This window comes from Emticicia sp. CRIBPO (assembly GCF_009905725.1).
Lineage (GTDB): Bacteria > Bacteroidota > Bacteroidia > Cytophagales > Spirosomataceae > Leadbetterella.
The window spans coordinates 344997-365132 of record NZ_JAAAKV010000005.1; the positions used below are offsets into that span (position 1 = coordinate 344997).

A 20136-nucleotide genomic window follows, 5' to 3' on the forward strand; every position below is an offset into this window, starting at 1 on the left:
GATCTGTTAGTTTATGGTGGGTGCCTTAATCGGGTTCTCCAGGGGTAAAAATATCTCAAAAGTGCTTCCTTCGGTGGGTTTGCTGGTCACTTTAACATGACCGTTGTGCAACTCAACCATCTTTTTGACATAACTCAACCCCAGGCCAAAGCCTTTTACATCGTGAACATTTCCTGTCGGAACCCTGTAGAATTTCTCAAATATGCGGCTCAGTTGTTCTTTGTTCATACCTATACCCTTGTCTTCCACTTTTAACATCAGCCCCTGGTTTGAATCAGCAGTGGTGATGGTAATTTCGGGTGTTTCTTTAGAATATTTGATGGCATTGTCCAGAATGTTGTAAACAATATTGGTAATGTGTACTTCGTCCCCGAGAAGAACCGGCTGACCGGCGTTCAGGTCCATGTGCAGTCTACCACCTTTCTGTTCAATCTGTACACTCAGATTCTGAGAGACGTGTTCGATGATCTCATGAAGATTGACTTCATCCAGGTGCAGCTTCACATCACCTTTTTCCAGCAGGGCAATCTGCAATACTTTTTCCACTTGGTTACCGAGTCTTTTGTTTTCATCGTGTATGATGTTCAGATACCGCGTTGTTTTGCTTTTATCCATTCTTACCTGTTCATCTTTCATGACCTCCACAGCCAGTGATATAGTGGATATCGGCGTTTTCAGCTCATGGGTCATGTTATTGATGAAGTCGTTCTTGATGTTCGACAGTTTTTTCTGATTCAACATGGTGCTTACTGAGGAGAAAAAGATGCCGCCAATCATGAGGATCAGAAGGGCAGAAGTACCAAATACTGACCACATGTTTCCTAAAATAAAGCTCTCTTTCTCCGGAAAATAAACATACAGAAACTGGTCCTGCACCATGGCATCGTTAGGAAACAGCCGGACATTGTAAGATTTGGAAGCCAGCTGAGGATTAAAGTTGAGGGCATAAGACGTGAAAATCATGTTCCCGTTATTCTTGACACCATACTCAAACGGGATGGTAATGCCATTGTTATGAAGCTCATGACGCAGCAATGTGTCCAGCATTTGCTGATTCAGCCTTTCATAAATATTACGGTTGCCTTTGATAAAATCCTTGAATACATCACGTACCAGTTCTGCCTTATTTTGTTTTTTCTCCAGGGCCACCTTGATGTTTTCCGTCGAAACCGGGGCCGGTTTGGAGACTTGTTTTTTTGAAAGCGAATCTCCTTTGGTATTAAACCTGAAGGTAAAACCTGAAGCAGAATTACCTAAGGGACCCAAAGTGCCATCCTGATTAAGGCTGTATTTTATGGTTTCGGAGGGGAGTTTCGGGAATCCAACCTGCTCATTCAGTGTATTGATTATCTCGTCAAGGCTTTCCTCACGATCAAAAATTTCATGGGCATTTTTATTGAACCTCTCCCACATCAGATTTTGCTCACTGAGCATATTTTTGATGAAATGAAGCCTGTTTTCAGGGAAAACGATAAGGTTCGGCCCGCCTATATCTGAAGGTAAAATGGTTTTGCTTTCGTAGTAAATCTGATTATAATTCATCGGATTATGCTCTCCGTCATAGACATTAAGATCACCTGACGCCAGGTGATTCAGGCTATCCTGTGCAGAAGGTTTTCTATGCTGAGTTTTCCGTTTTGACGGTTTGGGCTCGGCATGGAGAATGGCCTGCAGACGCTTGTTTTCGTCAGCCTTTATTTTTTGATTAGCCAGAAATATGACTTCCTGTTTCTCCACTTTCCGGATGGTTTCATAAAGAGATTCCATCACTTTCCGGTCAAACTGCTCTTTTTTAACCGCAAAAGCATTCTCTACCCAATACCATTGAAACCCGATGAGGCACAGCATGGCGAGAAACATCAACCCGATTAATACTTTAAAATTCTTCAAAACTTAATACACCTGTTTATTGACTATCAAATTTAACGATTCTTCTGCTTAGAAAATGCGGGTTTAACACTTTTTAACTTCTGTCAAAACTTTATTTTTACTCAGAATTTACATTCACATTCAGTAACTTACGTTCTTAAATCTATCCTTATCAATGCTTCTTGTTTTAATCATTTTTATAGTTCTTCTATTGGGCGGTTTATTTGTTTTCAGGCTGATGCTCACCCATCTCAAACCATCAGGGTATCCTGATCCGCGGAATATTTCTGTTTCAGATAAAAATAAACCCGTGCTGGTGTGTTTTGGCGACAGCAATACCCATGGCAATGTAAGTTACAACTGGGTAAACCAGGTCAGAAAAGAATTTCCGGAAATGACTGTTTTCAACGCCGGAATAAACTCTGATCTGACTTTTTCATTGCTCAGAAGGGTGGATGATGTAGTACTGGCCGATCCTGATTATATCACAATCCTGATCGGAACCAACGATGTCAATGCGGTGGCCTACGAAGTTTCAGAAAAAAGATACCGTTCCATGAACCGTCTTTTGAAAGATGAGAATACAGGTCCTGAGGGTTTCGAAGAAAACCTTAAGACGATCATTCAAATCTTAAAAAGCAGGACCAAAGCCGGGATTGCCTTACTCTCGTTGCCTTTGATGGGAGAAGATCTTACAAACAAAACGAACACTTTGGCAGATGAATATTCAGCAGTCATCCTGAAAATCGCTACCTTTGAAAACCTTAGTTATATTCCGGTAAGGGAAGAGCAGAAGGCCTATCTGCTGGAAAATCCTCCGAGAAGTAAATATGCCTTTGAAAAATACCCGTTCCTTTTAACCAGGTCTGTGGTTTTGCACTATTTTTTCGGACAGTCCTGGAATAAAATAAGTGAAGGTATCGGGAATGTATTAAGTCCGGATTTTATGCATCAGAATGATACGGCCGGGAAAAAGATCGCTGACCAGGTAATAAAATGGATAAATGATTAAAGTTTGTATCATCGGAGCCGGACCTTCAGGCATTACCGCCGCTAAAACCCTGAAGGAAGCAGGGATAGATTTTGTCTGTTACGAAAAAGGATCAGACATAGGGGGGGTGTGGCGATACAACAATGATAACGGGCTTTCATCCGCCTATAAATCACTTCATATCAATACCAACAGGAACCTCATGGCTTATTCTGATTTCCCGATGCCTGAACATTACGCTATGTTTCCGCATCACGAAGAAATCATCCGGTATTTTGAAGATTATGTAAGGCATTTTGATATCAGGAAATTCATCAGGTTTAAATCGGCTGTTGCCCGGGTAAGCCCTGAAAAAGACGGCCGGTTTGAAGTAAAACTGGAAGATGGTTCCTCAGAGTTGTTCACCCATGTGATTGTAGCCAACGGACATCACTGGAACCCGAGATATCCTGAATTTGAAGGCAAATTTGAGGGAGAAGTGATGCACTCACATTATTACAGGGAGCCTGATCAGATTAAAAATAAAGATGTGCTGGTGGTGGGTATCGGTAATTCGGCCGTTGACATTGCCTGTGAAGCCGCCAGGCAGTATTCCGGCAAAGTAGTGATTTCAACCAGAAGCGGAGCCTACATTACACCTAACTGGATCTGGAGCATCCCTTTTGACAGCCTTGCCAATCCTGCTACGGCCAGGCTACCCTTATGGATTCAGAGAAAACTTCTGGGTCTTACCTTATGGCTGGCCCGGGGCAAACAGGAAGACTACGGAGTACCCAAACCGAAACGACCATTGCTCAGCGAGCACCCGACATTATCTCAGGATTTGCTGAACCTCTCAGGAAGAGGAGCCGTTAAGTTTAAACCCAATATTAAAAAGTTGGAAGGCAGGACCGTTTACTTTGAGGACGGCACTTCACAGGATTTTGATATCCTGGTATATTCCACCGGGTATAAAATTACTTTCCCATTCCTGAAACACATTCCGCAGTTTGACGTGGAAGAAACGAATGACATCAGGCTTTACAAGAAAGTAATTGACCCCGGGTTTCCCGGTCTCTTTTTCATTGGGCTCATGCAGCCTTTGGGAGCCATTATGCCTTTGTCGGAAGTTCAGTCGAAATGGATCGTTTCTGTATTAAAAGGAACGACCGTTTTACCCACGGTCGCAAAAATGAAGGAAGAAATCATGAGGGACAAACAAAAGATGTCGGAGCGATACAAGTCATCCGCACGCCACACCCTGCAGGTTGATTTTCATGTCTATAAAAATGAACTTGAAAAAATGATGAAATAAGATGCCAAGAATACTCGCGATAGATTACGGAATGAAAAGAACAGGGATGGCCGTTACGGATCCTTTAAAGATCATAGCCACAGCTCTGGAAACAGTGCCTACAGAAACTGCCATCGGTTTTTTAAAGAAATATACAGAGAAGGAACCGGTAGAACGGTTTGTGTTAGGTATGCCTCTTGGTCTTGACAGCAGGGATACGGATGCTACTCAGGCTGTCCGGAATTTTGCAGAAGTCCTAAAAACAGAATTTCCGCTTATTCCTGTCAGTTTTCATGACGAGCGGTTTACTTCTAAATTGGCCGGAAGGGCGATGATAGCAGGAGGGATGAAGAAAAAAGACAGGCAGGTCAAAGGAAATCTCGACAAGATCAGTGCAGTGATCATCCTTCAGAGTTTTATGGAGTCTCAGTTTTAAAGGCTAGTTAACAGGAATAAATTATCCTGAAATTCCACCTTTAAGGTTGATCAGATTGTCAAAACCGAACTTTTCTTTTAGTATACTAATAGCCCTGCTGCTTCTTAATCCTGTCTGACAATGGATTACGACAGGAATGTCTTTTCTGATTTCGTTCCGGCGATCTTCAATTTCATCCAGGGGAATTAACTCTCCCTCCAGGTTGTTAGCTTCGTACTCATTTGGCTCCCTCACATCAACCAGTTGGAAATCTTTATCTTCAGCCTGCCATCTTTCCAGTTCTTCCAATGTGATTTCATTGACCTGACTGACCTGGCAGAATACTTCATAGTCTATCAACTCAATGACCTTTGGGCGGTCAGCTATTTTAGGGATTCTGAATTTCCTGCTGAAAAGTGTAAGGGCATCAATGATAAATAATTCACCTGCCAGCGGCTGACCAAAACCGCCCAGGATTTTAAGGGCTTCGTTGGCCTGCATTGAGCCGATCAAACCTGCAATGACACCCAAAACCCCCGCTTCTGCACAGTTCGGAGCCATTTCCGGTGGCGGAGGCTCAGGGAATAGGTCACGGTAAGTAGAAGAGTCCTGATGATTGAAAACGCCTACCTGACCTTCGAAACGGTGAATAGCACCATAAACGTAGGGCTTTCCGAGTATCTCACAGGCGTCATTAACCAGGTACCTTGTCGGGAAATTGTCAGAACCATCCACGATCAGGTCATAAGAGCGGAAAATGTCAAGAACATTATAGCGATCAAGCCTTACAGCATGTTGCGTAACCCTGATGCCGGGATTGATCTCAGCAACAGACCGGGCTGCCAGTTCAATTTTTGATTGTCCTACAGCATCATTTTTATATAATATCTGGCGATGAAGGTTGCTTTTTTCGACCTTATCATATTCAACCAGGCCGATATTACCCACACCCGCAGCAGCCAGGTAAAGGATCACAGGACTTCCCAATCCACCACAGCCGATGATCAGTACTTTGGCTTCCTTCAGCCGTTTCTGACCAGCCTCACCCAGTTCCGGGAGGATGATCTGACGTTGATATCTCTGAAAATCGTCTGTTGATAAGTCCATTTTTCTGTTTTGAAAAATTATGTTCAGGTGTTTTTTATCCTGAAATAATACTTTTAAATGCGGCCCCTATACCGTTTCTTTCAGGATATACAGCTACTCCTTTGTCCAGGTAAACCCCTTCCGCCGGATCGTTGGCAATGAGGATAGAGCCATCCATATCCACATAATCAATCAAAGGCAAAAGCTGACCTATGGCCGAGATACCGATGCTGGTTTCTGTCATGCAGCCCACCATCACTTTCATGTTCAGCTCCCTGGCCTTTTTGATCATCCTTCTGGCAGGTGTTAATCCCCCACACTTGGCCAGTTTGATGTTGATGGCATTGAAATAACCATGACAACGTTCCACGTCTTCTTCTACAATGCAACTTTCATCAGCAACAAGCGGTAATGCAGATGATTTGATGACTTCCTTCATCCCTTCAAGATTATCGGCGAGTAAGGGCTGTTCTATGAATTCTACATTGTACTTTACCAGTTCCCGGGAGTTTCTGATGGTTTCGTCCACACCCCATCCACAATTGGCGTCTACCCTGAATACTGCATCGGTATGCTGCCTGAGGGCTTTTACAATTTCCAGGTCGTTTTCCGTTCCAAGCTTGATTTTATAAACCGGGAAATCAAACTCTTTCATTTTTTGGACCATGATATCGATCTCATCAATACCTATAGTATAGTTGGACACCGGATTATGGTCAAGTGTGAGGCCCCAGAGTTTATAAAGTGGCTGGTGTTGTTTTTTTGCCCAGAGATCATAAGCTGCAATATCCAGGGCACATTGAGCAAAATGATTGCCTTTAAAATTCGGCCTCAGGTATGCCCAGAAATCTTCCGGGCTTTGGAGGTCGTAATTTTCTATGAATTCCTTTTTGTCTTCGATGAGTTGCTGCATGCTTTCGGGGGTGATACCGTAATAAGGCACAGGAGTTGCTTCTCCGTAGCCGGTGTATTCCCCGTCCTGCAATTCAACCACAAATGTTTTGGTTTCTGTCCTGGCTCCGTGAGCAATCCTGAAAATGTAGCGGCTTTTTAGCGTTAAGATATGTGTTTTTACCTTCATAAAGTGATGTATGTTGATTGTTATGCTGTTTCAAAGATTTCCATTTCAAACAGGTCAGAGATGTGCTTTCTGAGTTTGCCCGATACTTCAGACAGGTCTAAAGTACGTCCCAGCTCACTTTCGAGCGAACAAACAGCCTTGTCGTCAATGCCGCATGGGATAATATTGTTGAAGTAATTGAGGTCTGTGTTGACATTAAATGCAAAACCATGCATGGTTACCCATCGGCTGGCTTTGACGCCCAGGGCACATATTTTCCTGGGATTATCATCCTTGCCTATCCATACTCCGGTCAGGCCTTCAATCCTGCCGGCTTCAATGCCATAATCTGCACAGGTCATGATTACGGCTTCCTCCAGCAACCTCATGTATTTGTGGATGTCGGTAAAGAAATTGTCAAGATCGATGATGGGATACCCCACCAGTTGTCCCGGACCGTGATAGGTGATGTCTCCTCCTCTGTTAATCTTAAAAAACGTTGCTTTTTTGTCAGCCAGGCCTTGTTCGTCAAGCAGAAGGTTTTCCTGCTTCCCGCTTTTGCCGAGGGTATAAACATGCGGATGCTGGCAGAAAATGAGATAATTAGGCGTGGCCTGCTTTTCAGTCAGGTCACGGTTCGTAATTTTGTAGCTGACTATTTTCTGAAACTGTTCTTCCTGGAAATCCCAGGCTTCCTGGTATTCAACCAAACCAAGGTCAATAAATTCTACTCTTTTATTTTGCATTATTTCAGATCAATCATCTTACATTTGACAAGCATTTAATCTTATCTTAATCATACAACAAAATAAATAAAAAAATGAGTCAAAATCAGGATTCAGGAAAAGAAGGCGAAGACCTGGCTGTTGCCCACCTCATTAAAAACGGATACCATATCATCCGGCGGAATGTAAAAATAGGCTATTCAGAACTGGATATTATTGCAAAACGGGATAATATCCTCGTGTTTGTAGAGGTTAGACTCCGTGAAAATCACTGGCATGGTTATCCTGAACAAACGATGACTAAAGCCAAAATAAACGCCGTTAAAAGAGGAGCGGAGAGATATCTGGATACTTATACCTGGGAAGGTGAGATCAGATTTGATTTTATTTCTATCCTGATGAAGCCTGAATTTGAACTTTTGCATTTTGAAGATGCTTATTTTTGAAAATACTTATCCGTTACAACACTTTTTTTCTCTGATAAACGTATTTATTTTTGCATTTTAAATTTACTTTTACACATATCAGGTTCCAAAATCACTTTCATCGAATGAAATTCCCCTTTTTAGTTTTAGCTATAGCTTTTTTTATGTCGGGCTGCGGCTCTTCTGAAAAAGATGAGAAGGCATTGCCTGATCAAAAGCCCATTCACTCTATTCTGTTTATTGACAAAACAGAAAGTGTAAGTGTGTCTAATCCGTTTATTCTTAATAAATATAAGAACATTATACAATCACTGGTAGATCTTAATATCAATAAGGCCGGAGATCAGCTGGAGATTTATTACATCCATGAAAATACCTCAAAGGCAAGGTGCCTTAACCTGGTGGCCAGAACGACCAAGGACTCTGAGGAGGGCATGAATGCAACGGATATTGAAGCCAATAAAAACAACTATGAGCTGAGCATAGCCAAAGAAAGAAAACTGATCTTTAATATGGCCATGGAAAAGCTGATGTCCGAAAATACCGGAGCGTCTAACAGGGAAACCAACATATCTGTGAGTGTGCCGCTGGTATCTGATGCTTTAAAAGGGAATGAGGACGTTCGTGTGTATTATTTCTCTGACATGATTGAGAGCGTAAAAGCTGGCCGCGATTTTCATATAGCACCCCCTTCGAGCACAGAAGTAGCACAGGAATGGGCTAAAACAGATGCTGCCAAATATAAAGACCTTAATCTTTCGTCAGCTGTGATTACGGTGATTCTGCCTTTTGAAGCCACAAGTTCATCGAAAGAAAACAACCCGCACGTGACGGATTACTGGAAGGCTTATTTTGGAGAACTGGGCGTAAACCAAATCAGCGAATTATAAATTTTGAGCAGATTAATGTTTATATTTGCCTGAATTTCCCTAAAAACCCCCATTTTTTATGTTATATTATCTTTTTACCTATTTAGATCAGGTATTTGATATTCCCGGAGCCGGTGTTTTCAAATACATATCTTTCAGGGCGTCTGCCGCTACCATTCTGTCATTACTTATTGCGGCCATTTATGGCCAGCGTATCATTAAAATGCTTCGTAACCTTCAGATCGGTGAGAGTATCCGCGATTTGGGTTTACAGGGTCAAATGGAGAAAAAAGGAACGCCTACCATGGGTGGTTTTATTATTCTGGCCTCACTGATGATCCCCGTTCTTTTGTTTGCAAGACTGGATAATGTCTATATTGTTCTGCTGATCATTACCACCATCTGGACCTGTATGATCGGATTTGTAGACGATTATATCAAAGTATTCAAGAAAGACAAAGAAGGTCTGAAGGGAAGATTCAAGATCATCGGTCAGATTGGTTTAGGGCTGATTGTCGGTTTTACCTTATACTTCAATGATCATGTTAAAGTAAGGGAATTTACAGGGCCGAATGCGAGTTTTGTGGATAAACATATCCTTACGACTACTGTTCCTTTTCTTAAGAACAACGAGATTGATTACAATATTTTAGGAAGTTTTCTTCCCGAAAGCCTTGCCTGGGTGCCTTACGTTTTCATTTGTATCTTCATCATCACGGCTGTCTCCAACGGAGCCAACATCACGGACGGTATTGACGGGTTGGCGGCCGGATCATCTGCCATTATCGGTTTGACGCTGGCGATTTTTGCTTATCTGTCGGGAAATAAGATTTTTGCAGAATACCTTAATATCATGCTGATTCCCAACTCGGGAGAAGTGGTGATTTTTTGTGCGGCCTTTCTCGGGGCTTGTATAGGTTTCCTCTGGTATAATGCCTATCCTGCCCAGGTTTTTATGGGCGACACCGGCAGTCTTATGTTAGGAAGTGTGATTGCTACCCTGGCTTTGGTTTTGAGAAAAGAATTGCTGATTCCGATCCTTTGCGGCATATTCCTGGTAGAAAGCCTTTCGGTCATCCTCCAGGTAAGTTATTTTAAGTATCAGAAACGGAAGCACGGGCTTGAATATGCCCAGCAGCACCGCCTGTTCCTGATGTCTCCGCTTCACCACCACTATCAGAAAAAAGGATTTAATGAATCGAAAATAGTTACCCGTTTCTGGATCATCGGGGTTGTACTCGCTGTAGTATGCCTTGTAACCCTCAAACTGCGATAATATACCTATTTTATTAAGTGTTTTCAGGCTATCTCAACGGGTAGCCTGAATTGTTTTTTAGTTTCTTCAAGCCAAACTATAACCTATAATATTCGAGCCATGAAACATTCATTTTTGCTTTTGTTGTTACTTACTCTTTTTGGGCAGTCAGTCAGTGCTCAGAAAAGACCGATGACCCATAAAGACTACGACCAATGGAAAGCGATCAATGAAACTCAAATCACACATGACGGCATGTGGACGGTGTTTACGCTCAACCCTCAGGATGGAGATGGTAAACTGGTTTTTTACCCGATGCGGGGAAACCTGATTGACACAGTCAACCGGGCCAATAATGTGAAAATCTCCCCGAATTCAGAACTGGCCGTTTTTAAGATCAACGTTCCGGAAGACTCTCTGACGGCCGCCAAGAAAGCCAAAAAGAAGAAAGAGAATTTTCCAAAAGACAGCCTGGGGATTTATCAGCTCAGAAGCCAGAGCCTGGAGAAAATTCCTGCTGTAAAGAGTTTCATTTTTCCGGAGCTCACCAACGAATGGCTGGCCTATCTTCATTATCCTGGTTTCCCTGAAAAAAAAGATACAGTAAAAGTAGTAAAGGGTGCTCCTAAGAAGAAGAAAGAAACGGAAGATAACGGCAGTAAGCTGGTGCTTCGTCACCTGACTTCAAAAGCCGACCAGGTATTTAATTTTGTTTACCAGTATAAATTTGATAAAAACGCAAAGCATCTCGCATTTGCGACCACCGGAAATGATTCTACCATCGCTTCAGGATTATATGTTTACCACACAGATAAAAAAAGCCTGAGCCCCGTTCTTAAAACCAAGGCAAAAGTGCTTACTGTGTCTTTTTCAGAGGACGGTAGCCATATGGCATTTGTGACAGATCCCGATACCACCAAAAAGGCCCTGAAAAAGAACTATCAGTTGTATTACTGGAAAGCTGACCAGGAAACCGCCGAACTGGTGGCTGACTCATTGAAAAACCCTGCTCCGGCCAAATGGACGGTTAGTCAGTATTACGAACCGCTTTTCTCTAAAGACGGCTCGAAATTGTTTTTCGGAACTGTACCGCCTGCATTGGTCAAAGACACGACGATACTGGAAGAAGACATTGTGAAAGTGGATGTGTGGAACTGGAAAGACCCGAAACTGATGACCCAGCAACTGGCCACCCTGAGTGCCGATTTAAAGAAGAGTTATCTAGCTGTGTTTAATACCGGTAACAAGAAAATGAACCAGTTGGCTACGCTGGAAATACCGACGGTGAAGCTGACCAAAGAGGCTAACGAAGAGGTCTTATTGGGGATTTCTGACCTGAAATATTCAGGACAACACTGGGACTGGAACGGAACGGCTGATCTTTATGCTATATCGGTGAAAGACGGGCGGCCTTCTAAAGTGACTGAGGGGGTGAAACCTGAAGCCAGAGACCTGTCTGTTTCTCCAGCCGGAAAATATATTTACTGGTATTCAAAAGCCGATACGGCCTGGTTTGCCTATAATGTGCGGTCCGAGAAGGTGATCAGGCTGACCAATTCTTCTGCTTTTTCTGATAAGGAAGACGATGACCATCCTGACTATCCGGGTGCGTATGGAGCGGCAGGCTGGACGGAAGATGACAATGAATTGCTGATTTATGATAAGTTTGACATCTGGAGTGTGGATCCTTCCAAAGCCGGAGACCTGAAGCGTTGGACCAAGGGCCGTGAGGATAAGCTCATTCACCGGTATGTCAGACTGGACAAGGATGAGAAATTCATAGATTCAAAAAAGACTTTGTTGCTGCATATCTTTAATGAAAGATCGAAGCAATCGGGATATGCCCAGATGACCAACCTGGCAGAAAGAAAGGTGTCGATCCTGGTGCTGGAGGATTACTGGTATTCAAACAGTGTATTCAAGGCCAAAGAAGCTTCTGATGTCGTATTTACAAGAGAACGTTTTGATTCATTTCCTGATTTATATACTTCTGCGGATATGGGTTTTAAAGAGATCAGGAAGATTTCGGAAGCCAATCCACAGCAGAAAAACATCAGCTGGGGCAGTGTGGAGATGGTAAGCTGGAAGAGCCTGGAAGGGATAGAATTGAAAGGGTTGCTGTACAAGCCTGAGGACTTTGATCCGTCAAAAAAATACCCGATGATTACTTATTTCTACGAAAAACTGTCGGATGAATTGTACAGGTACCAGGTGCCGCAGCCGATCAGGGCCAGTGTCAACTATTCTTATTATGTAAGCAACGGTTATGTCTTGTTCGTGCCCGATATTGTTTACAAAGACGGATATCCCGGTCAGAGTGCCTACAACTGTATTATGCCGGGAGTGATGAAAGTGCTGGATATGGGCTTTGTGGATAAAACAAAACTAGGTATACAAGGACACAGCTGGGGAGGATACCAGACGGCTTACCTGATCACCAGGACGGACTTGTTTACCGCTGCTGAAGCAGGAGCCCCGGTGGCTAATATGACAAGTGCTTATGGGGGAATCCGCTGGGATACGGGGTTGTCGAGGATGGCACAATATGAAAATACCCAGAGCCGTATCGGAGCTACTTTGTGGGAGAAACAGAACAACTATATTGAGAATTCGCCTTTGTTTTATCTGCCTCAAGTCAAAACACCACTGCTGATGATGCATAACGACGACGACGGTGCTGTGCCGTGGTATCAAGGTATCGAAATGTTTATGGGACTTAAAAGACTCAATAAGCCTGTCTGGATGGTCAACTACAACGGTGAGAAACATGGGCTGATTCAAAGAAAAAACAGGAAAGACTGGTCTGTGCGAATGTCACAATTCTTTGACCATTACTTGAAAGGAGCACCTGCCCCGGTTTGGATGAGTAAGGGTGTGCCAGCTGTGGAAAAGACTTTGAATTATGGGTTTAAGGTAGGGGAGTAGGGAGGATGGGAAAAGGGAACGGATGGCAGATATGGATTAGAGATGTTTCTGAATATATTATCCGCTATTTTTAATTTGACTGGCGTTTTGTACTACTACGACAATTCTGGTAGTCAGGATGCCCTTTGTTATCTTATCTTCAAGGAAAATAAATTCAACCCTTCAAAATTGCAATTCAAGCCGGACTTTTGTATCATTAATCTCTGAAAAACGAGAAAGCTATGAAAACAATCTTCGACGAAACCCTCAGAGCTGAAATAATTCAGCGGATCAACAGCATCGCGGAAGATAAAACCGCTGAGTGGGGCAAAATGAACCTTTACCAGATGGTGAAACATTGCTCGAACTGGGATGAGTGGATTCAGGGCAAAAATAATCCGGTGTACAAACAGGCGTTTATCGGTTTTTTGTTTGGGAAACTGGCTCTTAGAGGCATGGTGAAAGACGATCGTCCGCTGAAGAAGGGTATGCCTTCGGGTGCGGCTTTTGAGGTCAGGGAAAAGGAAGGGGATATTGAACTGACCAGACAGAAATGGGCCGGTCTGATTGCTGATTATGCACATTATTCGAATCCGGGCTTTATTCATGATTTCTTCGGGAAAATGACCGTGGAGCAAATCGGGATCCTGGCGTATAAGCACAACGATCATCATCTGAGGCAGTTCGGATGTTGAGATACTTATCTCTGACCTGACTTACATTTACTAATTTATTGTAAAACTCATATGAAACTGATTTTCCTGTTCGCCTTTCTTATTTTACTGACAACACATGGCTTAAGCCAGGAAAATGTATCAAGCAAAAAATTTGAGGAGATTACTTTAGTTAATAAGATTGATTTCTATAATCCGAAATTCGACCAGACCAGATTTAGCTGCGGCTTTCTTTTAAAGTATAAGAATGACACTTTTGCCGTAACAGCGAAGCATCTTCTGAAGATCATCAGGTCAGATGAAATGAAGGCCGTGACTTTTGAAAACAGTATCAGGAACTGGACGCTATACCCCCTGACTAAAAAAGAGGAGGTCGTTATAACGGATAAGCTACTCAACGAAAACAACTCGGAATCCCTGGATGCGAAATCTACGTATGATGATGACTGGCTGGTGTTTTCTATTAAAGAAAACCGCTCAAAAGTTAGGCCTTTGGAAATAAGAACAGCCCCTCTTGTGGACGGAGAAAAACTTTATGTAGCAGGCTGGACGCGGAAAATGGAAACCGGCGGGCAGAGGGTTTATGAATTTGAATATTATAAGACAATAGATAACAGGATTTTATTAAAAGATCTTATTGTGCCTGAGCAGTTCGGTGGCTTAAGCGGTGCTCCTTTATTAGATGAACATGGGCTGGTAGCGGGGATTGTATCTAATGCCACTGTGGATAAGCAAACTAACAAAAGGTACTTCTCCCCCTGTAATCTGGTAAGCCTGATGTCTTTCTTAGATAAACTTCCGCCTGGTAAATAAGAGACTGAGGGCCCTCTGAACAAAGCAAATCCGCCTTTTAAACAAAATGGCCAGGATATTTAACTTCTAATTTTGCTCCCATAAAATTAATTAAACATGGGACAAGACAATCAAAAGACAGAACAAAAACCAATAGGGTCGGGGTTTGGTGAGAAAAGCACGACCAGTGAAGTGATCAAAGGCATTGATCTTTCAGGAAAGACAGTTATTGTAACTGGTGGCTATGCAGGCATCGGGCTTGAAACCACCAGGATACTGGCGGAAGCCGGGGCTGATCTTGTGGTACCTGCCAGAGATAGGGAAAAGGCTCTTAAGAACCTGGAAGGTATCGCCCGGATAGAAGTGGAAACCATGGACTTAATGGATCCTCATTCTATTGACGCTTTTGCTGCGAAATTTATCTCATCGGGAAGGCCGCTTCACTTGCTGATCAATAACGCGGGTATCATGTGGGTGCCCCTGCAACGCGATAGCCGCGGCTACGAATCACAGCTATCGACCAATCACCTGGGACATTTCCAGTTAACGGCCAGGCTGTGGCCTGCTCTCAAACAAGCCAATGGGGCCAGGGTGGTGCATGTGTCGTCATACGGACACCAGATGTCTCCGTTTCATTTTGAAGACCCTAATTTTCTCCACCGGGAATATGAAACGCTGGCAGGGTACGGACAATCTAAAACGGCCTCCAATTTATTTAATGTTGAACTTGACAGACAGGGAAAGGATTTCCGTATCCGTTCTTTTGCTTTACATCCAGGCTCGGTGATCGGAACAGATCTTGGGCGTGTGGCACCTATGGCCTTGTTTCAGCAAATGGGTACACATGATGCTGACGGGAACATTTTTGAAAGTGTGGCAGCGAAGCTAAAGACCATTGAACAGGGGGCGGCAACTACCATCTGGTGTGCTACAAGTGCCTCTTTAGAGGGTAAAGGTGGGGTGTATTGTGAAAACTGTGACATTGCTGAATTGGACCAGGGGCAGATCGAACAACGCTATGACGAGCCATTCTCACTTCGCGGGGTACAGCCTTATTCTGTAGATGAAGCTGATGCAAAAAGATTGTGGGCTTTAAGTGAAGAGATGACGGGCGTGAATTTTAATGTGTAATGAAAACTTATCGTTTAGACAGATCAGCCGGAAGCTTCTTCCCGGCTGATCTGTTGTTTTCAATAGCAAATAGAATTTGCAAAAAATGTGTACTTTTATCCGCCTAATACAATCGAAGAGGAATGACAAATGCCGAGATTCAATACAGGATCGTTCAACCTGACCCGTTGCTTTCAGACTTTGTGGAAAGATACTGGATGCTGGCAAACCTTTCGGATAGTGAAAGGGAAATTGTAATTATTCCTGATGGCAGAATCGACATTTTCTTTTCTTATTCTGCCAGTGAACCCTATCATATTACACTGATGGGTCTGGAAAGTGAACCCACGCAGACGATGCTTCCGGCTCATACCTTGATATTTGCCATTAATCTCAAACTTCTTGCGGCCGAATACCTACTGGGGATGTCGTTGTCGGATTTGCTGGATGAAGCCTTTATTTTGCCGGATGGTTTCTGGGGCATTACCAGGGAGGATCTAAGTGATTTTGACGGGTTTTGCGATAAGGTTTCCGCAAAGATAAAAACGCTCCTTCCGAAAGAGACAGACAAAAGGAAACGAAAACTTTTTGAACTTATTTATGCATCGGACGGCTCAATGACGGTGAAAGCGTTATCTGAAGAGGTATATTGGACGAGCCGGCAGATCAACCGTTATTTCAACCAGCGATTCGGGCTTTCATTAAAGGCTTATTGTAATATTTTGCGTTTCAGGGCGTCGTTTCAGCACATCAAGGAAGGGAAGCTCTTTCCTGAACAGAATTTTACAGACCAGGCTCACTTTATAAAAGAAGTAAAAAAGCTGTCCGGAGTAACCCCGAAAGAATTGTTCAAAAACAAAAACGACCGATTTCTACAATTTTCAGCTCTGCCCGGAAAGTAGTTTTGCATCATCATTAACATTTAAAATTATGATGATCAAAAACAAAAAAATTGCGATAGTAGGCGGAGGCCCCGGAGGCCTGACATTGGCAAGACTTTTACAACTCAAAGGAGCAAATGTAAAAGTCTATGAAAGGGACATTGATAAAGACGTAAGGATACAAGGCGGGGCCCTCGACCTGCACACAGAATCGGGTCTGGCGGCACTGACCAGGGCTGGTCTGATGGATGAATTCAGGGCCAGGTACAGGCCGGGAGCTGAGAAAATGCGGGTGATGGATAACCAGGCGAAAATTTACATCGACCAGCATGCTGAAAAAGACACCGAAACATTCGGGGACAAGCATCACAGACCCGAGATTGACCGCGGTCCTTTGCGTGATATTCTGCTTGGCTCGTTAGATCCCGGTACGGTGGTTTGGGACAGTCATATTTTATCGGTTGAGCCTGTTCAGGACAGCTGGAAACTGACGTTTCAAAACGGGAATACCGACACAGCAGATATAGTCATCGGGGCGGACGGAGCCAATTCCAAAATCAGGGCCGTTGTCACAGATATTAAACCTTTCTGGACGGGCATAACGATGGTCGAAGGCTCTATAAAAGACGCTGAAAAAACGGCTCCGACAATTCATAAACTACTGAAAGGCGGTAAGATCTTTGCCTTCGGCAATGAAAAGACCCTGATAGTGAGTTCAAAAGGTGATGGAAGCTTTGGTTTTACCACGGCTTGTAAAACGGATGAATACTGGCATAAAGAAAGCGGAATAGATTTTAAGGATAATAAACAGGTATTGGCCTGGTTTAAAGCAGAGTTTTCGGAATGGGGCAGTGTCTGGCACGAGCTGTTTGCGGGTGAAAACACGCTGTTTATCCCCCGGCCACAGTATTGCATGCCTTTAGACCAGAAATGGGAGACTAGATCTAATATAACGCTACTGGGCGATGCTGCCCACTGGATGCCGCCATTTGCCGGAGAAGGTGTAAATATGGCCATGCTGGATGCTTTGGAATTGAGCGAAGCCCTTACCGATCCAGCATTTGCTGATATACAAACAGCCATTGCGTCCTATGAAAAAGGGATGCTGAAAAGGTTTTCTAAAATAGGGCAGGGAACACTGTTTAACACAGAATGGATGCATCAGCCGGATGCCCTGGATGATATGCTGACGATGTTCAGCACGAATATAGTAAAACAGGCCAGGTTTGTCAGTAAGATGTTCATCCATGTAACATTGGTGCCTTTTGTGCGGAAAGTTGCCGGACTTTCACCGAAGCAGACTGTTCTGACATAAGTTTAATGCTCCTGATATGCTCTCTTTAACATCATTTTGTCAGCAGGTATAAAGGAATTTTTCTAAATGCCTGCTTATTGTTGTCAAACATACTATATTTATGACAACTATTAAAATATGTAAAATTGTATTGACCATCAAAATGCCTGTAAAAGGATACAAAGGTCATAAAAGTTAACCAGGACCATTTATGATACAAGAAAAGCGTAATACCAGATACTGGGTCATCGTTGCCTCGAAAGACCATGTTAAAACGGGCATTGCAGAAGGCATTGCCCAGGCTTGTCACGGAAAATCCTCTCCTTTGAAAAGGATGAGAAAAGGGGATTTTATCATTTACTATTCAGGAAAACTGGTGATGGGTAAACCCGAAAAATGCCAGGAATTTACAGCCATATGCGAAGTAGTGAATGACGAAGTGTACCAGGTGCAGGTGTCGGAAGATTTTTGTCCTTCGAGACGTGTCATTGAATTTTTGCCGGGGAAAGATGTTCCTATTTTACCATTGCTAAACGATCTGGATTTTATTCAGAATAAAAAAAATTGGGGTTATTCATTTCGTTTTGGTTTCTTTGAAATAAATCAACGTGATTTTGATATTATCTACTCGCAAATGATTCAAGAGAGTTATGCCTGAAAAAATTGAATTTCATTTTAAAAGTCCTGAAGAAAGCCCTGGTTACCTGCTCGGGCAGCTTACCATGCTATGGCAGCGTAGGCAAAAGAAGGTCCTTGATCCATTGGACCTGACACACACACAGTTTGTTTTGCTGGCAGCACTGGCATGGCTTTCAAAAGAAAACAATGCCGTAACACAGGTGGATATTGCCAGGCAGAGCAATGCCGACAGGATGATGGTGTCCAAGGTATTGCGGACGCTGGAAGAAAAAAAATTCATAACCCGGCAGGAACACGAAAAGGACACCAGGGCAAAAACCATTAGGCTAACCGCTTCTGGGGGAACTGTCTTGCAAAAAGCCCTTAAAGATGTTGAAAATACCGACCTTGATTTCTTCTCTATTTTAGAAACAAAACTCCCGTCTTTCAATGCTGTGATGTTAAAACTCATCGAGGAAAATAAAAGTGAATAGAAGCATTTTTTGATATTTTAATGAACTTTTGTACATTAGTCAGGCTGAAATTTGTCAACCCAGGGATTTGATATTTCTGTTTTTCAGCAAAGAAGATTTACGATCGGAATCATTAAAAAATAAAAAAATGCCGCAATTCAATCCGGAAGTTGATGAATACATTGCAAAATCAGCAGAGTTTGCTAAACCGATACTGGAACATCTGCGTAAAATAATCCATGACACCTGTCCCGATGTGCAGGAAGTAGTGAAATGGGGTTATCCGCATTTTGATTATAAAGGCGACATGATGTGTATACTTGGATCTTTCAAAAGCCATTGTTCATTCAGCCTTTATAAAGCGGAATTAATGAGCGATCCGAAAATCATTGAAAGTGTAAAAGCAGGAAAGAAGATGGGTTACTTGGATAAGGTTAAATCCCTGTCGGATTTGCCCTCTGAGGAGGTATTGGTTGCATATATTCAGGAGGCGATGGATTTGAATGAGAAAGGAATAAAAAAGGAAAGGCCTAAGTCGGATAAGCCGAAAGTATTGGAAATGCCTGACGCTTTCAGAGAACAGCTTGAAGCCAACCCAAAGGCCAGAGAAGTATTTGAAAGCAAATCCGATTCTTTCCGCAAGGAATATTTAGTGTGGATCATTGACGCGAAAACAGACGCTACAAGACAAAAACGGATAGACCAGTCATTGGAATGGATCGCCGAAGGAAAAAGCCGGTTCTGGCAATATGCAAAGTAAAAGGTACCGCTGAGTGAAACTGCATGCTATTCATAGTGCCCAATCAAATCTTGTAGCAATGAAAAATCATTTGATACTCCTTTTTTTCTTATCAATACAGATTTCAAATGCACAGCGGTTTGACAAAAAAGCCTTTGATAAAAAGTATGAACTGAAAAGTGATGTGGCTTATGTCATCAACGGTGTGCTTTATCAACCCAGAGAAAGGGTCAGGATAGACTCAGCCCTGGGGTCTTATCCTATTGAACACTTGGTGGAGGTCAGTAAGGTAAGCGGGATGAACGGGTATAAGAACAACGAGCTCGTGATCATTTCATTTGCCTATAAACAATCAGCCAGGCAAATTTCTAAAGCACTGGAAGACATCAAAGGCAAGTTTTCTGATCGGTACGCAGGCTCTGAATTGCCCGCTTCTGCTTATCTTAAAAACCCTGTTTTGTGGATTGACAATGAAAATATACCCCAGGTTAAAGCCCGGCAGGCCATAGAAAAACTAAAGCCCGATGAGATTTATTTTATCGATTATAAGAAAGACCAGATCAGTGCAGCCCGTTACGGACAAAACGCGAAGAATGGCCTGGTGAGGGTATGGACAAGTAAAAGCGGAAACAAAGAGTTGTTAAACGAATAAACACTTCCGGTTTATTTACATTAACCGGAGG

The 20136-nt window shown here is 42.9% G+C and carries 20 protein-coding genes; 16 read left to right on the forward strand and 4 right to left on the reverse strand.

Features of this window, described 5'->3' with window-relative positions; translation table 11 throughout:
• Positions 1-6 precede the first annotated feature (6 nt).
• The gene (locus GVN16_RS12680; RefSeq protein ID WP_166564263.1) at positions 7-1890 is read right to left on the reverse strand and encodes a sensor histidine kinase KdpD; all 1884 of its coding nucleotides are present in this window, start codon (positions 1888-1890) and stop codon (positions 7-9) included.
• Between the two features lie 154 nt (positions 1891-2044).
• Between GVN16_RS12680 and GVN16_RS12685 the strand changes: the two genes are divergently transcribed.
• The 3 genes from GVN16_RS12685 to ruvX are packed head-to-tail and all read left to right on the forward strand — an operon-like array spanning position 2045 to position 4569.
• Positions 2045-2881, forward strand: coding sequence for an SGNH/GDSL hydrolase family protein (locus GVN16_RS12685; RefSeq protein WP_166564264.1), 837 nt, complete (start codon positions 2045-2047; stop codon positions 2879-2881).
• Positions 2874-4154: an NAD(P)/FAD-dependent oxidoreductase gene (locus GVN16_RS12690; protein ID WP_166564265.1), complete on the forward strand. Its 1281-nt coding sequence runs from the start codon at positions 2874-2876 to the stop codon at positions 4152-4154. Before GVN16_RS12685 ends, GVN16_RS12690 begins: the two co-directional genes overlap by 8 nt.
• Position 4155: 1 nt before the next feature.
• Entirely contained in the window at positions 4156-4569 is a 414-nt protein-coding gene (ruvX, locus tag GVN16_RS12695; protein ID WP_166564266.1) for a Holliday junction resolvase RuvX, read from the forward strand.
• Between the two features lie 21 nt (positions 4570-4590).
• Here ruvX and moeB read toward each other — a convergent pair whose 3' ends face one another.
• From moeB to lipB, 3 genes are read right to left on the reverse strand one after another with little or no spacing between them, the layout of a single operon-like run.
• The gene (gene moeB, locus GVN16_RS12700) at positions 4591-5655 is read right to left on the reverse strand and encodes a molybdopterin-synthase adenylyltransferase MoeB (protein ID WP_166564267.1); all 1065 of its coding nucleotides are present in this window, start codon (positions 5653-5655) and stop codon (positions 4591-4593) included.
• Positions 5656-5689: 34 nt separating this feature from the next.
• The gene (locus GVN16_RS12705; RefSeq protein WP_166564268.1) at positions 5690-6715 is read right to left on the reverse strand and encodes a dipeptide epimerase; all 1026 of its coding nucleotides are present in this window, start codon (positions 6713-6715) and stop codon (positions 5690-5692) included.
• Positions 6716-6735: 20 nt separating this feature from the next.
• Positions 6736-7440 (reverse strand): lipoyl(octanoyl) transferase LipB, encoded by a 705-nt coding sequence (gene lipB, locus GVN16_RS12710; protein ID WP_166564269.1) that lies wholly within the window; start codon positions 7438-7440, stop codon positions 6736-6738.
• A gap of 74 nt (positions 7441-7514) precedes the next feature.
• Between lipB and GVN16_RS12715 the strand changes: the two genes are divergently transcribed.
• The 13 genes from GVN16_RS12715 (at position 7515) to GVN16_RS12775 (ending at position 20105) form a co-directional block, all read left to right on the forward strand.
• Positions 7515-7865 (forward strand): YraN family protein, encoded by a 351-nt coding sequence (locus GVN16_RS12715; protein ID WP_166564270.1) that lies wholly within the window; start codon positions 7515-7517, stop codon positions 7863-7865.
• Positions 7866-7969: 104 nt separating this feature from the next.
• Positions 7970-8734: a hypothetical protein gene (locus GVN16_RS12720; RefSeq protein WP_166564271.1), complete on the forward strand. Its 765-nt coding sequence runs from the start codon at positions 7970-7972 to the stop codon at positions 8732-8734.
• A 58-nt stretch (positions 8735-8792) separates the two neighbouring features.
• Positions 8793-9989 (forward strand): phospho-N-acetylmuramoyl-pentapeptide-transferase, encoded by a 1197-nt coding sequence (gene mraY, locus GVN16_RS12725; RefSeq protein ID WP_166564272.1) that lies wholly within the window; start codon positions 8793-8795, stop codon positions 9987-9989.
• Positions 9990-10088: 99 nt separating this feature from the next.
• Positions 10089-12893 carry a prolyl oligopeptidase family serine peptidase gene (locus tag GVN16_RS12730; RefSeq protein ID WP_166564273.1) on the forward strand — a complete coding sequence of 935 codons (2805 nt, stop codon included), beginning with the start codon at positions 10089-10091 and terminating at the stop codon, positions 12891-12893.
• A 221-nt stretch (positions 12894-13114) separates the two neighbouring features.
• Complete coding sequence (locus GVN16_RS12735; RefSeq protein WP_166564274.1) at positions 13115-13567, forward strand: DinB family protein; 453 nt, start codon at positions 13115-13117, stop codon at positions 13565-13567.
• A 51-nt stretch (positions 13568-13618) separates the two neighbouring features.
• Entirely contained in the window at positions 13619-14359 is a 741-nt protein-coding gene (locus GVN16_RS12740; protein ID WP_166564275.1) for a trypsin-like serine protease, read from the forward strand.
• Between the two features lie 96 nt (positions 14360-14455).
• Positions 14456-15469: an SDR family NAD(P)-dependent oxidoreductase gene (locus tag GVN16_RS12745; RefSeq protein WP_166564276.1), complete on the forward strand. Its 1014-nt coding sequence runs from the start codon at positions 14456-14458 to the stop codon at positions 15467-15469.
• A 122-nt stretch (positions 15470-15591) separates the two neighbouring features.
• Positions 15592-16350 (forward strand): AraC family transcriptional regulator, encoded by a 759-nt coding sequence (locus GVN16_RS12750; RefSeq protein WP_166564277.1) that lies wholly within the window; start codon positions 15592-15594, stop codon positions 16348-16350.
• Between the two features lie 28 nt (positions 16351-16378).
• Entirely contained in the window at positions 16379-17644 is a 1266-nt protein-coding gene (locus tag GVN16_RS12755) for an NAD(P)/FAD-dependent oxidoreductase (RefSeq protein ID WP_166564278.1), read from the forward strand.
• A 190-nt stretch (positions 17645-17834) separates the two neighbouring features.
• Positions 17835-18281 (forward strand): EVE domain-containing protein, encoded by a 447-nt coding sequence (locus GVN16_RS12760; RefSeq protein ID WP_166564279.1) that lies wholly within the window; start codon positions 17835-17837, stop codon positions 18279-18281.
• A complete protein-coding gene (locus GVN16_RS12765) occupies positions 18274-18735 on the forward strand; it encodes a MarR family winged helix-turn-helix transcriptional regulator (protein ID WP_166564280.1) in 462 nt (153 codons plus the stop codon). The genes GVN16_RS12760 and GVN16_RS12765 overlap by 8 nt, the downstream gene beginning before the upstream one ends.
• A gap of 127 nt (positions 18736-18862) precedes the next feature.
• Positions 18863-19474: a YdeI family protein gene (locus GVN16_RS12770; RefSeq protein ID WP_166564281.1), complete on the forward strand. Its 612-nt coding sequence runs from the start codon at positions 18863-18865 to the stop codon at positions 19472-19474.
• Between the two features lie 58 nt (positions 19475-19532).
• Complete coding sequence (locus GVN16_RS12775; RefSeq protein WP_166564282.1) at positions 19533-20105, forward strand: hypothetical protein; 573 nt, start codon at positions 19533-19535, stop codon at positions 20103-20105.
• Positions 20106-20136 lie beyond the last annotated feature (31 nt).

Bases quoted from the DNA above. Each gene is read 5' to 3' on its own strand.
- GVN16_RS12765 (WP_166564280.1), top strand. From the start codon at position 18,274: ATGCCTGAAAAAATTGAATTTCATTTTAAAAGTCCTGAAGAAAGCCCT.
- GVN16_RS12705 (WP_166564268.1), bottom strand. From the start codon at position 6,715: ATGAAGGTAAAAACACATATCTTAACGCTAAAAAGCCGCTACATTTTC.
- GVN16_RS12715 (WP_166564270.1), top strand. From the start codon at position 7,515: ATGAGTCAAAATCAGGATTCAGGAAAAGAAGGCGAAGACCTGGCTGTT.
- GVN16_RS12720 (WP_166564271.1), top strand. From the start codon at position 7,970: ATGAAATTCCCCTTTTTAGTTTTAGCTATAGCTTTTTTTATGTCGGGC.
- ruvX (WP_166564266.1), top strand. From the start codon at position 4,156: ATGCCAAGAATACTCGCGATAGATTACGGAATGAAAAGAACAGGGATG.
- GVN16_RS12685 (WP_166564264.1), top strand. From the start codon at position 2,045: ATGCTTCTTGTTTTAATCATTTTTATAGTTCTTCTATTGGGCGGTTTA.
- GVN16_RS12755 (WP_166564278.1), top strand. From the start codon at position 16,379: ATGATGATCAAAAACAAAAAAATTGCGATAGTAGGCGGAGGCCCCGGA.
- GVN16_RS12690 (WP_166564265.1), top strand. From the start codon at position 2,874: ATGATTAAAGTTTGTATCATCGGAGCCGGACCTTCAGGCATTACCGCC.
- GVN16_RS12760 (WP_166564279.1), top strand. From the start codon at position 17,835: ATGATACAAGAAAAGCGTAATACCAGATACTGGGTCATCGTTGCCTCG.
- GVN16_RS12745 (WP_166564276.1), top strand. From the start codon at position 14,456: ATGGGACAAGACAATCAAAAGACAGAACAAAAACCAATAGGGTCGGGG.
- GVN16_RS12770 (WP_166564281.1), top strand. From the start codon at position 18,863: ATGCCGCAATTCAATCCGGAAGTTGATGAATACATTGCAAAATCAGCA.
- GVN16_RS12730 (WP_166564273.1), top strand. From the start codon at position 10,089: ATGAAACATTCATTTTTGCTTTTGTTGTTACTTACTCTTTTTGGGCAG.
- moeB (WP_166564267.1), bottom strand. From the start codon at position 5,655: ATGGACTTATCAACAGACGATTTTCAGAGATATCAACGTCAGATCATC.
- GVN16_RS12775 (WP_166564282.1), top strand. From the start codon at position 19,533: ATGAAAAATCATTTGATACTCCTTTTTTTCTTATCAATACAGATTTCA.
- lipB (WP_166564269.1), bottom strand. From the start codon at position 7,440: ATGCAAAATAAAAGAGTAGAATTTATTGACCTTGGTTTGGTTGAATAC.
- GVN16_RS12740 (WP_166564275.1), top strand. From the start codon at position 13,619: ATGAAACTGATTTTCCTGTTCGCCTTTCTTATTTTACTGACAACACAT.
- GVN16_RS12750 (WP_166564277.1), top strand. From the start codon at position 15,592: ATGACAAATGCCGAGATTCAATACAGGATCGTTCAACCTGACCCGTTG.
- mraY (WP_166564272.1), top strand. From the start codon at position 8,793: ATGTTATATTATCTTTTTACCTATTTAGATCAGGTATTTGATATTCCC.
- GVN16_RS12735 (WP_166564274.1), top strand. From the start codon at position 13,115: ATGAAAACAATCTTCGACGAAACCCTCAGAGCTGAAATAATTCAGCGG.